This window comes from Spiribacter roseus (assembly GCF_002813635.1).
GTDB lineage: Bacteria > Pseudomonadota > Gammaproteobacteria > Nitrococcales > Nitrococcaceae > Spiribacter > Spiribacter roseus.
In genome coordinates, this window is record NZ_CP016382.1 from 1,264,818 (window position 1) to 1,280,558 (window position 15,741).

Consider the following 15,741-nt stretch of genomic DNA (forward strand, 5'->3'; position numbering starts at 1 on the left):
TTCCTCTCAACCCTTTGTGGCAGGGTCGTGCTCCGCCCCCATCCGGCTGCGGAGTGACTCGGCCTGGGCCCGGATCGCGGCGCGCTGATCCTCGCTTTTGCGCTGCAGATTGCGGAACTGAAACTGCAGGCGCCGATTGCCGGCGAGCTGGGCCTCATGACGGTCCAGGAAGTCCCAGTACAGCGTGGTGAACGGGCAGGCCGTCTCGCCGACGGCCTCCCGCGGATTGAACCGGCACTGGCTGCAGGCATTGCTCATTCGGTCGATGTAGGCACCGCTGGCGCAGTAGGGCTTGGTGCCGACCACCCCGCCGTCGCCAAACTGGCTCATCCCCAGGGCGTTGGGCAGGCTGACCCAGTCGGCGGCGTCCAGATACAGCGCCGCATGCCATTCATGGAATCGGTAGGGGTGCACGCCATAGAGCTGGGCGAACAGGCCCAGCACCATCAGACGCTGGATATGATGGGCGTACCCGTGGCGCAGCAGCGCCGCCATCGCATCGGCCACACAGGCCATGTCGGTCTGCCCGTCCCAGAAAAACGCCGGCAGCTCGGCCTGATGATCAAGGGCATTGAGCTCGGCATACCCGGGCATCCGCAGCCAGTACACGCCGCGGATGAACTCTCGCCAGCCAAGGATCTGGCGGACAAAACCTTCCACGGCATTGATCGGTGCGGCACCGGCGTCCAGCGCCGCCTCGGCGCGGGCCAGACAACGCCGCGGGTCGAGCAGATGCAGGTTGAGCGAAGTCGACAGGCGGGCATGGTAGAGCAGCGGCTCACCCACCCAGATGGCGTCCTGCCAGGTGCCGAAGGCCGGCAGTCGATGACGGATGAAATCGTCGAGCGCGGTCTCCGCCTGCGCCGGCGTCACCGGTTGATCAAAGTCGGCGGCACGACCGGGGAAATGCCCGTAACGCTCGGCCACCAGCGCGATCACGGCCTGAGTGGTGGCATCCGGCTCGAACACCGGATGGCCCGGCAGATCACCCGGCCCGCCGGCGCCAAAGGCCGCGCGGTTGTCCTTGTCGAAATTCCACGCCCCGCCGCGCGGCTGGCCACCGTCCATCAGCACGTCATGGCGCTTTCGCATGCTGCGGTAGAAGTATTCCATGGTCAGGCTCTTGCGATTCGACGCCCACTCCTGGAACGCCTCACGGCTTGCCATGAAATGCCAGTCGCGGTGCCACTCCAACGCGACATCCAGTGGCTCAATGCACTCGAGCAGGGCCTGTTCCAGGGACCAGTCGCCGGCCTCCATCATGACCACGCTGGCCGGTCCGAGTGCCGCCAGGTCCTCGGCCAGCTGCCCGGGCAGGGTGGTATCGGTCAATGCCGCCCCGGGACCCGCGTCGGCGGCATGGTAGTGCACGGCGACGCCCTGCTGGCGCAGGGCATCGCGCAGGTGCCGCATGGCCGACCAATACAGCACCAGGCGTTGCTGATGCGGCGCGCCCCCGGCCGGTTGATTGACGGTCTCGGCCATCCAGACCGCGTCCCGGGCGGGGTCGATGTCACTGAGGAGCGGACCATTGCGATCAAGCTGATCGGCCTGCACCACGATAAGCCGGCGGAGCGTGTTCATTGGGTGGAGGCCTCCGTCATCGGTGGAACCAGCATCGAGGGGTCGATGCGTTGATCGAACCAGTTCATCCGCCAGTCGAGATGGGCACCGGTCACCCGCCCGCTCGCGCCGACCTCGGCGATGACCTCGCCCTGGCGGACCCTATCACCCACCGCCACGCGCATCGCCGACAGGTGCAGGAAGCTCGACGACAGGCCCTGACCGTGATCGAGGATCAGCGTGCCGCCCGAGAAGAACAGATCCTCGGCGGCCAGGGTGACCACGCCATCGGACGGGGCCCGCACCGGCGTCCCGGTGGGCCGGGCGATATCAATGCCGTAGTGGGGCTGACGCGGTTCGCCATTGAGAATCCGCTGACTGCCGTAGATCCCGGAAATCGGCCCGGTCACCGGCCAGATCCAGCCGGCATCGAAGTGCCGCGCCGGCAGGCGCCTGGCGCGTGCTGCCCGCACCGCCGATGCATCGCGCCGGATCCGATCGAGGGTCTCGGCGTCGGGACTGACCTGGTTGCGGTCAAGCCCGTCAATGCGCTGGACGTCATAGCGCCGCTGGGCAACCTCCAGGGTGCGCTGGCGACGCGTGCCATCCGGGCTGACCGCCGTCACCGTGACCACGGCCGGCGCATCGCGGCCCAGCCCCAGCACGAAACGCCCGGCTGAATCTACGGGGATCGTGTGGCCGAGGGCCCGCACCTCGGCGCCGGGGGGCGCCTCGCCATGCAGCAGCCCGCCCTGCCGCCGTGGACCGTCGATGTCGAGCGCGCCGGCGACCAGCGGCAGGAGGCCAAGCAGCAGACCAAGGGTTCGAGTCAATCGGATCATGATTTCATTCCCCGCGACAGGCCGGGCAGACGCCCTCGATCTCGACGGTCTGGGCCAGTTGGGCGAAGCCCAGATCGCCAGCGCGCTGGGCGAGCGCCGCCTCGATGCCGTGGTCGTCAAGCTCGGCCACACGGTGGCAGTGGCGGCAGATCAGGAACTGGCCGTTATGACTGTGTTCAGGATGCCCGCAGCCGACATAGGCATTGATCGACGCCAGCCGGTGGACAAAGCGCTCGGCCATCAGAAAATCCAGCGTGCGGTACACCGTCGGCGGCGCCGCCGATGCCGAGCCCTGACGCAGTCGTGCCAAAAGATCATACGCCTTGACCGGCTGGTGGCTCTCCCAGATCAGCTCGAGCACCCGCCGGCGCAGCGGCGTGAGTCGCCGGCCACGCTGCAGACAGAGTCTCTCAGCCTCGCCCAGCGCGGCATCAATGCAACGCTGATGGTCATGGTCCTCGCCCGGGAAAGCGCTCATCCGCCTCACCTCTTTTGCGCGTGGGTCACGCGGTTGCGCAGATAGACCGGTTCAAGCGCCGCCGCCGCGACCGCCTCACCGGCAGCCAGACGCTGCCGTGCCAGCGGCATGGCCGCGGCGATATCCGGATCGCAGTCGGCATTCACCGCGCTCAGTCCCGCCCCATCGGCGATGGCCGGCCAGGCGGCGAAGCCGCTGCCGGCCCCGGACCACTGCCCCGCGGGCAGCGGCGGGCAGACCGGCGCACCCAGCCATTCATCACCCACCGGCAGCGTCCCGGGCTCCGCGGTCGGCGGATGCCGGAAAAGCCCGCCATAGACCTCGCCCATGCGCGCGTCCAGCAGCACCAGCGTGCCTGTGGGTGTGGGATCGTTCCGCCAGGCCGTCTCGGCCACCACCTGCAAGGTCGACAGTGCCACCACCGGCCGATCAAGACCCAGCGCGAGGCCCTGACCGACGCCGGTGGTCACCCGCACGCCGGTGAACCCGCCCGGGCCACGGGTACAGGCGACGGCATCGACGCCGGTACGGCCGAGACCTGCCTCTGCCAGCAGCGCATCGGCGGCCGCCAGTACCGCCCGGGTCTGACCCTGTCGCTGGCGGGTGGTTCGAGTGATAATCGTATCACCCACCGCCAGCGCCACGGTGCAGACCCCGGTGGTGGCGTCGATGCCCAGGATAACGGGGGATGCCGTCATGGTTCAGCCTCCGGCTCGGGCGCCTCAGTTGTATCGGTCTCAAAATCCAGCTCCAGCTGCACCGCCTCATAGCGCGGGTCGAGCCCACCGGCATAGACCGCTTCCTGGGGGACGACGCGGTAGGTGGACGGCTCGCCCACGGGGATCGGCGGACCGATGCGCTGGCGCAGCCAGGCAAACCCGCCCAGAAGCAGGCCAGCCCCCGCGAGGGTCCAGAACAGCCCGGCCGGGCCGAGCAGGGTCATCAGCTGGGTGGCGATCAGCGGGCCGAAGATCATCCCCGCCCCATGCACCAGCAGCAGGCTGGCGCTGGCGCCCAGCATCTGCTGGGGCTCGAGAAAGTCGTTGGCGAGCGACAGCGAGATGGGGTAGAGGGTGAACGCAAGCCCGCCCCAGACCACCGCCATGCCGATCACGGCCCATTCATGGGCACCGGTCATGTAGACAATGCCGAGGCTCGTCGCGGTCATCAAAAAACTGACTCCCATCAGGACATCGCGCCGATTGAAACGATCCGACAGGTGGCCGATCGGCCACTGCAGGACAAAGCCGCCGAGGATGCTCAGGCCCATGAGCCAGGCGATATGGCCGTCGCTGAACCCGACGCCGCGGGCATACACCGGCGCCAGGCCCAGAAACGCCCCACCCACCGTCCCGGCCAGCGCCGAGCCCACCACACCCAGTGGCGAGGCATCGAACAGGTCCCGCAGGCCGACCCGCTCCACCACCGGCAGCGCCGGTGAAGCGATTCGGGTGATCGTCACCGGCACCACCGCAGCGGCAATCAGCATGGCGGCCAGACTGAACAGTTCAAAACCGCCGGGCGCGCCCACCATCAGCAGGAACTGCCCGCCGCCAAGGCCGACATAGCTGACGATGCTGTAAACGCCCAGCACCTGGCCGCGTCGCTCACTGGGCGTGCGATCGTTGAGCCAGCTCTCGGTCACCATATACAGGCCCGCCAGGCTGAACCCGAAGGCGAGGCGCATCAGCCCCCACAGCCAGGGTTCGAGCAACAGCGGATAGGCCAATGTGCTGATTGCCGCCATGGCCGCGAAGGCCGCAAAGCTGCGGATGTGTCCCACCCGGGCAATGAGCCCGGCGCACACCCAGGTCGCCATGACGAAACCCACCGAATAGCAGGCGGTGACGAGGCCGATGACGCGGGTGTCGAAGGCCTCCTCGGACATGCGCACACCCACCAGGGTGGTCAGCAGCCCCCCGCCGCTCAGCAGCAGTCCGAATGAAACGAACAGTGCGATAAACGGTGAGATCGTGCGCTGCATGCGGGTACCGGTGGTGGCGTCGGGAGTGCGTCTACGGGGGTGTGCCGAGGATAGTCGACCTGCCCCGGCATTGCTACTATCACAGGCGACACCCGCCAATGCACGAGGGAGACAGTATTGATCGACGAGGAAATCCCCGACCAGGGCATCCGGCTGCGCTCGCCCAATGCCGATGAGGGGGGCGCCATGTGGTCGGTGGCGAGAGACACGCAGACGCTGGACCTGAACTCGAGCTATCTCTATATGCTGCTGGCCCGCGACTTCGCGGACACCTGCGTCATTGCAGAACACGAGGGCCGGATCGTCGGCTTCGCCAGCGGCTATCGCCGCCCGCGGCATCCCGAGGTGGTGTTCCTCTGGCAGGTGGGGATCCGGCCCGGACTGCAGGGACAGGGACTGGGCAAGCGGCTGATTGCGGCCTTCCTGCGTCAGCCCGGGGCCGATCGGGCGAGCATGCTCGAGACGACCATTGCGCCGGATAACGAAGCCTCACGGGCCCTTTTCCAGTCGATGGCGCGCGAGCTCGACACCGACTGCCAGATCAGCCCCTGCTTTCGGGCGGAGGATTTCCCGGACAATGGCCACTCGGCGGAGGAGCTGTTCACCATCGGCCCCTACCGGCCATCGGCGCTCAACCAGCTGGCGCCGTGAGCACCCAGTCACCCACACACCGCAGTCACTCCGAACAGGGGAGAAAGAATGAAAATCGTCGATCTTGAGGTCATCAAGGGTTCCGAGCGCGAAGTCCACGGCCCGGGCTGGACCAGCCGGCGGCTATTGCTGAGAAAGGACGGGATGGGGTTCTCGTTTCACGAGACCATCATTCCCGCGGGTGCCGAAATGACGCTGTGGTACAAGAACCATCTCGAGGCGGTCTACTGCGTTGAGGGCAATGGCAGCGTCGAGGACCTGGCCACCGGCGAGCGCCATGAGCTGCGCGACGGCGTGCTCTATGCGCTGGATCAGAATGACCGCCATGTCCTGCGCGGCGGCACCGAGGACATGCGCCTGATCTGCGCGTTCAACCCGCCGGTCACGGGTCGCGAGACCCATGATGCCGATGGCTCCTACGAGCTCGTCGAGGACTGATCGGCGAAAAAGTCGTTGACCGCCTCGATGTCGCGGACCAGTGGCATCGGCGGCAGACTGGCGCGGAACAGCCGGCCATAGGGCTTGCTGATGAGGCGCGTATCGCCGAGTACCAGGACGCCGCGATCGGCGGTGTCGCGGATCAGCCGCCCCACCCCCTGCCGGAGGCCGATAATGGCCTCCGGCAGTTGATGGTCGGCGAAGGAGCTCCGCCCCTGATCCTTCAGCCAGGCGGCCCTCGCCTGCAGGACCGGATCACCGGGTGAGGCAAACGGCAGGCGGTCGATCATCACACAGGACAGGGCCGGGCCGCGGACATCCACTCCCTCCCAGAACGACTGTGTGCCCAGCAGGATCGCGCCCTGCGTGGCCCGGAACCGCTCCAGCAGCTGCTTGGGTGCGGCATCCCCTTGGACCATCAATGCCGACCAGCCCCGCGCCCGCAGCCAGTCGGCGGCATGACGCAGGGCGCGATGACTGGTGAACAGCATGAAAGCCCGCCCCTCGCTGGCCTCGAGCACGGGCTCGACGGCCTGCAGGTAGGCCTCGTCAAAGCGCGGGTCGCGCGGCTCTGGCAGTGACGCCGGGAGATAAAGCCGGGTATTGCGGGCATAATCAAAGGGGCTGTCGAGCTGCAGGGTCTGCGCCGAGTCGATCCCCAGGCGACGCTGGAAATGCTCGAATGAGCCGTTCACGCCCAGCGTCGCCGAAGTAAGCACCCAGGACTGACCGTGCCGGGCGCGGCTGCGACGGAAATGCTCGGCGACATCCAGTGGCGTCAGCCGCAGCGCAAACCCCTGGCCGCGGGTCTCGACCCAGGCCACTTCACGGGACTCGGCATCATTGGCCAGAAACCCGCGTAGCGACGACTGCAGCTCATCGCTGCGTTTGTGACAGTTCTCGAGGCCGCGTCCCCGGGGCGCCTGGGGGGCGAGGGCCGCGGTCAGCGATTCAAGGGCCGCCGCCAGCTCGGCCGCCGCCTCGTGGGGTGCCTCGCCGGCATCCGCCCATGCCATGCGCGAGCTCTCCCCCAGCGCCCGGCGCAACTCGGCCGCGGCACGCTCGACCCGCGCGGCGTGCTCCGCCAGATCCGGGGAGTCACCGGCCTCGCGCTGCTGCTCGAGACGCGTATCCCGCACCAGATCCTGTAGCTGGCGGCTTGAAACCGTCACCCCGAAGAACCGGGCCGCCGTCTCGGGCAGCTGGTGGGCTTCATCGAGGATATACACATCGGCACTGGGCAGCACCTCGCCGTAGCCACCCTCACGCAGCGCCCAGTCCGCCATCAGCAGATGGTGGTTGACGACGACCACATCCGCCTCCTGCGCCTCACGGCGGGCCTCCATCAAAAAGCATTCACTGTAGAGCGGGCAGTTCTGGCCCAGACAGTTGTCGGCGGTGGACGTGACCCGCGGCTGCAGACGCCCGTCCACGCTGCCGGCCGGCGCTTCGGCCAGATCACCACTTCGGGTGCGCCCCGCCCAGGCCCGCAGCTTTTGCAGCCCATCGGCCATCGCCGCGGTCTCGAGACGGCCCTCTTCGGCGGTGCGCTCCATGCGATAGAGACACAGATAGTTGCCGCGCCCCTTGAGCAGTGCCATGCGGACAGGCCGCTCGAGTGCCGCCCGGGCAATCGGCAGATCGCGATGATAGAGCTGATCCTGGAGCGTGCGCGTGCCGGTGGAGATCACCACACGCTTGCCCGAGTGCAGCGCGGGGATCAGATAGGCGAGCGTCTTGCCGGTGCCCGTACCAGCCTCGACCACCAGCGAGTCCTCGGCCTCAATGGCCGCCGCCACGGCCTGCGCCATACGCTGCTGCTCTTCACGGGGCGAGTAGTCATCGAGCAGGTCGGCCAGCGGTCCATCGGCGGCGAGCGCGCGATCCAGCGCGGCATCGTCGGTCATTGGCCACCCGCCGCGCGGCGGCCGCGAAGGTTGGCGGCAACGGCCAGCCCCCCGATGACCCCATAGGTCAGCAGCGTCCAGGCCGGAATACTCACACCCAGCACCCGATCCACGGCCGCGCACTCACCGGATCCCGACAGCACCAGCGTGATCACCTCAGTGACTGGAAACACCCCCAGAAGATAGTCCAGACCCGGGCCGCAGGCCGGCACCTGATCCGCCGGCAGCGACTGCAGCCAGAGGTGCCGCCCGGCGAGACCGATGCCACCGAGGCAGGCGAGCACGGTCAGCACCGCGACGCTGCGACCCGGCACCACCATTCCCGCGAGCAGCACGACACCCATGGCAATAAAGGCGATGCGCTGGAATACGCACAGCGGACAGGGTTCCATGCCACCCACCCACTCAAGCACCAGGGCAATCGCCACCAGCGCGAAGCAGATCAGTGCCAGCAGGCCGTTGATATGTGCGGGTCGGCGCCACTGGCGCTGAAGGAATGCCATCATCCGCCCAGTTTGCCGAATGGGGGACGGCCTCGCCATCCCCATGGGCCATCGGATACGGTGACGTTATGACGCAATTCACACTCGACAACCGTTATCCCGACGCACTCCCGGCGACCGGCTACGCACACTGCGACCCGGCCCCCGCTCCGGCGCCGGCGCTGCTGCTGGTCAATGAACCACTCGCCGAAGCCCTCAACATCGCGCCATCGTGGTTGCAGGGTGCCGATGGCGCCGCGCTATGGACCGGCAACGGGCCCCTCGCCGGCACACGACCCGTTGCACTGGCCTATGCCGGGCATCAGTTCGGCCAGCCGGTGCCGCAGCTTGGCGACGGCCGGGCCCTGATTCTGGGACAGGTCACCACCCGTGACGGCGCCGTCGTTGACCTGCAGTTGAAAGGCTCCGGACGCACGCCTTTCTCGCGTGGCGGCGACGGACAGGCGGCGCTCGGGCCGGTGCTTCGGGAGTATATCGTCAGCGAGGCGATGCACGCGCTGGGTATCCCGACCACCCGGGCGCTGACCGTGGCCACCACCGGCGCAACGCTCGAGCGGCAGTTCGGCCCCGAGCCCGGCGCGGTCCTGACCCGCGTCGCGGCCAGTCATCTGCGCTTTGGCAGTTTCGAGTATTTTGCCCATCGCGGCGATACCGACGGACTGCAGGCACTGGTCGACATGGCCATCGACTGGCATGACCCGGACTGGCGCGATGCCTCGGCCAGCGAGCGCGCCGCCGCCCTGCTCGACCGCGTGGTCGAGCGCACCGCGGCGCTGATCAGCGAATGGTTGCGGGTGGGTTTCATTCACGGGGTGATGAACACCGACAACATGACCCTCAGTGGCGAAACCCTCGACTACGGCCCATGTGCCTTCATGGACGGATTCCGGCCCGATCGAGTCTACAGCTCCATTGATGTGCGTGGGCGCTACGCCTGGAACCAGCAGCCGCGCATCGGGCACTGGAACCTGACACGTCTGGCCGAATGCCTGCTGCCGTTGCTCGACCCCGATGAAGCGAGCGCCACACAGCGGGCGGAGCGGATCCTTGCCACCTACCCGGGCCGCTTCGAGGCGCACTACAACCGCGCACTGTCAGCCAAACTGGGGCTCACGGACCTGCGCGGAGGCACGGACCCGGCCGTCGGGGAGGAAGCCACCGGGGAAGATGCCGAGCTCGCTGAGCGTTTGCTTGGACTGATGGCCCGGCATGAAGCGGACTTCACCAACACCTGGCGGGTGCTCGCCACAGACCGGCCCGATTCACCCGGCCAGTGCCGGGCGATGGGCGAGTGGCTGGGGCACGACGACGCCCTGGCGCAATGGATGGATGATTACGCCGCGCGTCTGCAGGCGGCGGGCATTGCCGAATCCACACGCCAGTCGCGGATGAACCACGCCAATCCGGCCGTGATTCCCCGCAACCATCAGGTCGAAGCCGCCCTCGACGCCGCCCGGCAAGGCGACATGGCGCCGGCCCGGCAACTGATCGACGCGCTCCAGTCGCCCTATCACCCCCCGCCGTCGGCGGCCTGGCTGCAACGGCCGCCGTCGTTGGCCGAGGTCGTGCCCGCCACGTTCTGCGGGACCTGACGGGAGGGCGCCGCTGGACTGATCGAGGCGGCCATTGCCTGCAGACGCACCGTATCCAGGAACCGCACCCGGCGGCCGCTCGCGTGAATCAGGCCGTGGCGCCGGAACTGACCGAAGACCCGGCTCGTCGTCTCCGGCGTCAGCCCGACCGACTGCCCCAGATCCGCCCTCGACATCGGCAATCGCAGGGTCTCGGCCGAAGCCTCTGGCTCGGGCATGCGACGGCGCAGCGCCAGCAGGATGAACGCCAGCCTGGCCGGTGCCGCATGACCGGCCAGGGCCGCGTGGGCATCCTGCTCATTGAGGATGACCCCGCTCATCAGGCGCATGAGTTGACGCCGTAGCGCCGGGTGCTCATCGGCGACGCGGGACAGCGCCGGAAAGGACAGCGAACACACGGCGGTTCGCTCAAGGGCAATGGCGGTGTTGACGTAGTGACCGGCATGAATGGCGGTCAGGCCAAAGAATTCACCCGGCAGACGGAAGGACAGGACCTGCTCGTCGCCCGCAGCATCGTTGACAACGGTTTTTACGGCCCCGACGCGCACCGCATAGATCGCCTGAAAAGGCTCACCCTGCCGGTAGAGGGTGGTCCCTGCGGGAACTGAAGCATGCTGGGTCGCCAGCTGGCGTAGCCGATCCATGACGCTTGCCCCAAGGACGGCAGGGGAAACGGCATCCAGCACCAGGCAGGGTGAGGACTCACTTGGGGGGTTATCGTTATCCATGGCTATCCGTCTTCAATGGATAATCCGACAGTCTTGCAGAGATGACGCCGGGGCTCGGTGACATTGTCACTGTCCCCCCACCGATTGCCGCGCCATGATCATGGCATGAAGGCATAAAGACCTTCCCCTAGGAGGACAGAATGACTGATTCAGATCCCGTAAAGACCTCCCGCCGGCGGTTTCTTGCCGGTTCCGCCATGGCGGCCGGTGCGGCCGCCAGCGGCATCGCCGGCGGCGCCCTTTTCAAAAGCGGCAGTGCCCGGGCGGTGTCGACCAATGCGCGCATCGTCATCGCCGGTGCCGGCGCCGCGGGGCTTTCCATCGCCACCCGTCTGAGCCGGCAGCTGGACGGCGCCCGCATCACCCTCATCGACAGCCGCGAGATCCATCTCTACCAGCCCGGATTGACGCTGGTTGGCACAGGCATCTGGGAACCTGCCCAGGTTGAGGATCGAAATGCCCGATACATCCCCGATCAGGCGGAATGGATCCGCGATGACGTCGTTGCCTTCCACCCCGACAGCAACCAGGTCGAGACGTCGGGGGGCAGTCGGGTCGACTACGACTATCTGGTCGTCACCACCGGGCTGCAACTGAACTTCGATGAGATCGAGGGCATGGACCCAAGCCTGATTGGCAGCGACGGAATCGGCTGTGTCTATGCCAGTCCACAGAATGCCTCGCGCACCTGGGAGGCGGCCCGGCAGTATATCGATGAAGGCGGCGTCGGGCTTTTCACCCGTCCCCCGGGGCCGATCAAATGTGCCGGCGCACCGCTGAAGGTGACCATGCTCATCGAGGATGAGCTGCAGAACAACGGCACCCGGGCCGAGGCGGAGATGCATTATCTGCCGCCCGGTGAGGGGCTGTTCTCGCAGCCCGACATCCACGAGTTTCTCAAAAGCTATTTCCCCGAACAGCGGGATATCGCCATTGACTGGAGTCATCCGCTGACCGGCATCGACCCGGGCAACCGGCGGGCGACCTTCGGCACGCCGGAGGGGGCGCAGACAATCGACTACGACTTCATCCATGTCGTACCGCCCATGTCGGCCCCGGACATGATCCGCTATGGCGATCTGGGCTGGCAGGAAGGCGATTTCCAGGGCTGGATGGAAGTGGATCAGTACAGCCTGCAGCACCGCCGCTACCCGAACGTCTTCGGTGCCGGTGACGTGGTGGGCACGCCGGTGGGCAAGACCGCTGCCAGTGTCAAGGCCCAGGCACCGGTGGTCGCCGACAACGTGGTGGCCGCCATCGAGGACCGCGAACTCCCCATGGAATGGACGGGCTATACCTCCTGCCCGCTCATTACCGAGAAGGGCCAGGCCATGCTGGTCGAGTTCGACTTCAGCCTCGAGATGACGCCCTCGTTCGACTTCCTCAATCCGTTCGAGCCGCAGTGGGCCCCATGGTTTCTCAAGGAACGCATGCTGCATGCCGCCTACAACGCGATGATGCGCGGCCGGGTATAAGGAGGCCTGTCATGGAATTTTCGATTTTTGGCATTCTGGCCGTTGTTCTCGAGCTGTTCCGGCCGATCCTTCTGCCGCTGGGAGTCCTGATTGCGGCCGATCTTTTGCTACTGGCCATCGTCATCGGCCGGCATCGGCGCCTGAACGTGGCACGCGGGCTCCGCACGGCGGCCAGCATCGGCGTTGTGCTGGGCCTCGCGGCGGCGCTGTACTTTCCCGTCTGGACCGGCGCCGGCCTGACCCAGCTGCAGAGTCTGGTCGACTATCTCGCCATCATTGCGGCGGGCGTGGGCATCGGTTTTGCCGCGGCCTGCGCGGTGTATCCGCCCGTTCAACTGTTACTGAGGAAAACCGCCTGATCCATGAGCGAACACTCGCGACTGCAGCACCTGCCCATTGCCCTGTTCGCCATGGTGATGGGCCTGTCGGGCCTGACACTGGTCTGGCAGAAATCCGCGACAATGCTCCCGCTGTCCCCCGCGATCGGTCAGGGCCTTCTAGTCCTGACCGGGGGACTGTTCACCGTGCTACTGCTCGCCTATGCCCTCAAGGCGGTCCGCTATCGTGACGCGGTGCGTGCGGAGCTCGATCACCCGGTCAAGCTCAGCTTTTTCCCCACCATCAGCATCAGCCTGATTCTGCTGGGCACCGCTACACGGCACTCCCTGCCCGACCTTTCGATCGTGCTCTGGGGCATCGGTGCGGCGCTGCATCTGGTGCTAACCCTGTTCATCGTCAATCGCTGGATGCATCACGAACACTTTCAGATCATCCACATCAACCCGGCCTGGTTCATTCCCGCGGTAGGCAACATCCTCATCCCCATCGCCGGCATGACCCATGGCCAAGTCTCGATTTCGTGGTTTTTCTTCAGCATTGGCCTGGTTTTCTGGATCATCCTGCTGACCATCATTTTCTACCGGGTGATCTTCCATGACCCGCTCCCGGGGCGGCTCCTGCCAACGCTGTTCATCCTGGTCGCGCCGCCCGCCGTGGGCTTCATCGCCTACGAGGGAATGGTCGGCGACATTGATCCGTTCAGTCGTATCCTGTTCAACACCGCGCTGTTCATGACGCTGCTGCTGGTCACGCAGGTCCGGCGGTTTGCCGCCCTGTCGTTCTTTCTGTCGTTCTGGGCCTACTCCTTCCCGCTGGCCGCAATGACCATCGCCGCGATGGTCTACTACCAGCAGACAGCCGCGAACTGGGCCCTGGGCCTGAGCGGGCTGCTGCTCGCAGTCACCAGCGCGGTGATTGCATGGCTGATCGTACTCACCATCCGGGCCGCCAGTCGGGGCCAGATCTGTGTGCCCGAATGACCGATCCGTGCGCCGGAATCGAACTTGCGCCAGATCAACTCCTGCCGCCCCAAGGCTTTCCCGCAGCCGTCGCAGCGGTTACCGTACGCATGGAGATTGAAACGTTTACAAATCAATTTCCTGATGACCATCAAGGGGAAAATCAATGACTGACAATAACTTCCGTAACGATCGCCGGCGCCTGCTGCGGGGCGCGCTGATGGGCATTGCCGCTGCGCCCATCGGTTACATGGGTCTGCGCGGCTCCAACGCTCTGGCGCAGGACATGCCCAAGCTCGCCGAGGACGATCCCCAGGCGATCGCCCTCAATTATGTGCATGACGCCACTGAAAAGGACGACATGCGTGAGCCGGACGCTGTCTGCGCCAACTGCCGCCTCTACCTCGGCAGCCGCGGCGACGAGTGGGGCGGCTGCACGGCCTTCCCCGGCAAGGCGGTCAACACCAACGGCTGGTGCAGCGCCTGGGTGCGTGCCAGCGGCTGACAGCCGTCCGCGTCAACGCCCTGCAACCCCCGGGCTCGCGCCGCGAGCCGGGGGTTTTTTCGCCCCCACAGCCGCTAGCCCCCAAGCCCGCCACCGGAGGCCACCTGGCATGACCCGATCCCTACTTGCGACCCTCATTCTTCTGATCCCCGGCCTGGCCGGCGCCCAGGCCCAGGACCCGGCACTGCCCGATCCGATCGCGGCCCTGGAGGACCGGGGGGCGACCATCGGTGAGACCTTTGACGCACCGGGCGGCCTCACCGGGTATACCGTGAGCTTTCAGGGTCAGACCCTCACCGCTTATGTCACCAACGCTCAGGATCATGTGGTCGTGGGCACGCTCCTCGACGGTGACGGCACCAACCTGTCCCAGCCGGTCCTGTCCGCGGCAGCCAACGCCGCGCGGCCACAGAGCGAATGGGATGAGGTGGCCAACGCCAGCTGGATCGCCGATGGCAGCGACTCGGCCGAGCGTGTGATCTATGCCTTTACCGACCCGAACTGCCCCTACTGCAGCCGTTTCTACGAGCAGACCCGCGACTGGGTGGATGCCGGGGCCGTGCAGATCCGCCACGTCATGGTGGGTGTCCTGCGCGAGGACAGTCTCGGCAAAGCCGCGACTCTGCTGGCGGCGGATGATCCGGCCGCCGCACTGGCCGAACATGAGGCCCGTTTCGACAGTGGTGGTACGCCACCCGCCGAGTCCATCCCGGCGTCCAGTCAGCAGGCCGTGGCATCCAATAACGAATTGATGAGCCGACTGGGGATTCGCGGTACGCCCTCGGTCTACTACCGCGACGACAGTGGCGATATCCGCCTGGTGCGCGGCCTGCCGCGTGGCGAGCGGCTCATCGATGTGATGGGCGGGGCAAAGCCCGAGTAATCAGTACTGCAGCCGCTCGCGGCTGCGCTGAATATAGTGCGAGCGGATCCGGTGGGTGGCCGGCCCCGGCCTGCCATCACCGATGGCCACGCCGTCCACCGCCACCACCGGGGTCACGAACGCCGTGGCACTGGTGATGAACGCCTCGCGCGCCTGCTGGGCCTCGGCCACCGTGAATGGGCGCTCGATGACCGCAGCGCCGGTCTCCCGCGAGTAATCCAGAACCGCCGCGCGGGTGATCCCGTGGAGGATATCCGGCGACGTAGGCCGGGTGACGAGCGCCCCGTCGGCACGGATGATGTGCGCGTTGCTGGAGCTGCCCTCAGTGACCGTTCCTCCTTCCACCATCCAGACATCATCCGCGCCCTGCTCCACCGCCAGGGTCTTCATCATTGATGGGTAGAGCAGCTGGGTGGTCTTGATGTCACGCCGGTGCCAGCGCAGATCCGGCTGGGTGATCACCCTCAGCCCGGTCCCGGTGGCGGCGGTCTCGAGCAGCGACTGAGCCTGGGTGAAGAGCACGACCGAGGGTTGGCAGGTGGTGGGCTGGAGAAAGCTGCGATCCGCCACGCCTCGGCTGACCTGCAGATAGACCAGCCCCTCGTTCAGGGCATTACGGCGGATGAGCTCGCGATGCAGCTCGAGCAGTCCGGCAGCCCGGAGGTCGAAATCGATGCCGAGCTCGGCAAGGCTTCGGCACAGCCGCTGCTGGTGGGCCTCGAAATCCACCATCCCGCCATCCACCACGGCGGTGACTTCGTAGACCGCATCGGCAAAGAGGACGCCGCGATCAAAGACGGACAGGCAGGCGGCGTCCTCAGGCAGAAACTCGCCGTTGACGTAAACGATGCGCGACATCTCTCGACTTCCCCCCGGCACGGATGAGCATCAAGG

Annotated in this window: 17 protein-coding genes; 8 read left to right on the forward strand and 9 right to left on the reverse strand. The window is 66.7% G+C overall.

The features are described 5' to 3' along the window. Positions 1 to 6: 6 nt before the first annotated feature. The 5 genes from BBH56_RS06140 to BBH56_RS06160 are packed head-to-tail and all read right to left on the reverse strand — an operon-like array spanning position 7 to position 4,867. Positions 7 to 1,584, reverse strand: a complete 1,578-nt coding sequence (locus BBH56_RS06140; protein WP_148122284.1) for a cryptochrome/photolyase family protein — start codon at positions 1,582 to 1,584, stop codon at positions 7 to 9. Continuing rightward, positions 1,581 to 2,405: a M23 family metallopeptidase gene (locus tag BBH56_RS06145; protein ID WP_148122285.1), complete on the reverse strand. Its 825-nt coding sequence runs from the start codon at positions 2,403 to 2,405 to the stop codon at positions 1,581 to 1,583. Before BBH56_RS06145 ends, BBH56_RS06140 begins: the two co-directional genes overlap by 4 nt. Before the next feature lie 4 nt (positions 2,406 to 2,409). Continuing rightward, complete coding sequence (locus BBH56_RS06150; RefSeq protein WP_069134216.1) at positions 2,410 to 2,883, reverse strand: Fur family transcriptional regulator; 474 nt, start codon at positions 2,881 to 2,883, stop codon at positions 2,410 to 2,412. A gap of 5 nt (positions 2,884 to 2,888) precedes the next feature. Next, positions 2,889 to 3,581 (reverse strand): tRNA (adenosine(37)-N6)-threonylcarbamoyltransferase complex dimerization subunit type 1 TsaB, encoded by a 693-nt coding sequence (gene tsaB, locus BBH56_RS06155; protein WP_148122286.1) that lies wholly within the window; start codon positions 3,579 to 3,581, stop codon positions 2,889 to 2,891. Then, positions 3,578 to 4,867, reverse strand: a complete 1,290-nt coding sequence (locus BBH56_RS06160; protein WP_144348141.1) for an MFS transporter — start codon at positions 4,865 to 4,867, stop codon at positions 3,578 to 3,580. The genes tsaB and BBH56_RS06160 overlap by 4 nt, the downstream gene beginning before the upstream one ends. A gap of 117 nt (positions 4,868 to 4,984) precedes the next feature. Here BBH56_RS06160 and ectA point away from each other — a divergent pair, with 117 nt between their 5' ends. Further along, the gene (gene ectA / locus BBH56_RS06165; protein ID WP_069134213.1) at positions 4,985 to 5,518 is read left to right on the forward strand and encodes a diaminobutyrate acetyltransferase; all 534 of its coding nucleotides are present in this window, start codon (positions 4,985 to 4,987) and stop codon (positions 5,516 to 5,518) included. Positions 5,519 to 5,566: 48 nt separating this feature from the next. Continuing rightward, entirely contained in the window at positions 5,567 to 5,956 is a 390-nt protein-coding gene (locus BBH56_RS06170) for an ectoine synthase (protein ID WP_069134212.1), read from the forward strand. Here the strand turns inward: BBH56_RS06170 and BBH56_RS06175 are convergent. Together BBH56_RS06175 and BBH56_RS06180 are read right to left on the reverse strand one after the other, a co-directional pair. Beyond that, positions 5,935 to 7,863 carry an ATP-dependent DNA helicase gene (locus BBH56_RS06175; RefSeq protein ID WP_148122287.1) on the reverse strand — a complete coding sequence of 643 codons (1,929 nt, stop codon included), beginning with the start codon at positions 7,861 to 7,863 and terminating at the stop codon, positions 5,935 to 5,937. The two genes, BBH56_RS06170 and BBH56_RS06175, sit on opposite strands and share 22 nt — an antisense overlap. After that, positions 7,860 to 8,369, reverse strand: coding sequence for a disulfide bond formation protein B (locus tag BBH56_RS06180; protein ID WP_404828030.1), 510 nt, complete (start codon positions 8,367 to 8,369; stop codon positions 7,860 to 7,862). The genes BBH56_RS06175 and BBH56_RS06180 overlap by 4 nt, the downstream gene beginning before the upstream one ends. A 65-nt stretch (positions 8,370 to 8,434) precedes the next feature. On the opposite strand from BBH56_RS06180, the gene BBH56_RS06185 reads away from it, so the two are divergent. Then, entirely contained in the window at positions 8,435 to 9,958 is a 1,524-nt protein-coding gene (locus tag BBH56_RS06185) for a protein adenylyltransferase SelO (RefSeq protein WP_148122288.1), read from the forward strand. Here the strand turns inward: BBH56_RS06185 and BBH56_RS06190 are convergent. After that, positions 9,877 to 10,686 carry a Crp/Fnr family transcriptional regulator gene (locus BBH56_RS06190; protein ID WP_148122289.1) on the reverse strand — a complete coding sequence of 270 codons (810 nt, stop codon included), beginning with the start codon at positions 10,684 to 10,686 and terminating at the stop codon, positions 9,877 to 9,879. The genes BBH56_RS06185 and BBH56_RS06190 overlap by 82 nt on opposite strands. Before the next feature lie 140 nt (positions 10,687 to 10,826). Here BBH56_RS06190 and BBH56_RS06195 point away from each other — a divergent pair, with 140 nt between their 5' ends. The 5 genes from BBH56_RS06195 (at position 10,827) to dsbG (ending at position 14,847) form a co-directional block, all read left to right on the forward strand. After that, on the forward strand, positions 10,827 to 12,161 hold the full coding sequence (locus BBH56_RS06195; protein ID WP_148122290.1) for an NAD(P)/FAD-dependent oxidoreductase: 1,335 nt from the start codon (positions 10,827 to 10,829) through the stop codon (positions 12,159 to 12,161). A gap of 11 nt (positions 12,162 to 12,172) precedes the next feature. Beyond that, positions 12,173 to 12,520, forward strand: a complete 348-nt coding sequence (locus BBH56_RS06200; RefSeq protein WP_148122291.1) for a DUF5368 family protein — start codon at positions 12,173 to 12,175, stop codon at positions 12,518 to 12,520. A gap of 3 nt (positions 12,521 to 12,523) precedes the next feature. Then, positions 12,524 to 13,480 (forward strand): SLAC1 anion channel family protein, encoded by a 957-nt coding sequence (locus tag BBH56_RS06205; RefSeq protein WP_148122292.1) that lies wholly within the window; start codon positions 12,524 to 12,526, stop codon positions 13,478 to 13,480. Positions 13,481 to 13,625: 145 nt separating this feature from the next. Beyond that, a complete protein-coding gene (locus BBH56_RS06210; RefSeq protein WP_148122293.1) occupies positions 13,626 to 13,964 on the forward strand; it encodes a high-potential iron-sulfur protein in 339 nt (112 codons plus the stop codon). Positions 13,965 to 14,073: 109 nt separating this feature from the next. Next, positions 14,074 to 14,847 (forward strand): thiol:disulfide interchange protein DsbG, encoded by a 774-nt coding sequence (dsbG, locus tag BBH56_RS06215; protein WP_148122294.1) that lies wholly within the window; start codon positions 14,074 to 14,076, stop codon positions 14,845 to 14,847. On the opposite strand, the gene BBH56_RS06220 is transcribed toward dsbG, so the two are convergent. After that, positions 14,848 to 15,705 carry a D-amino-acid transaminase gene (locus BBH56_RS06220; protein WP_144348132.1) on the reverse strand — a complete coding sequence of 286 codons (858 nt, stop codon included), beginning with the start codon at positions 15,703 to 15,705 and terminating at the stop codon, positions 14,848 to 14,850. Positions 15,706 to 15,741: the final 36 nt, after the last annotated feature.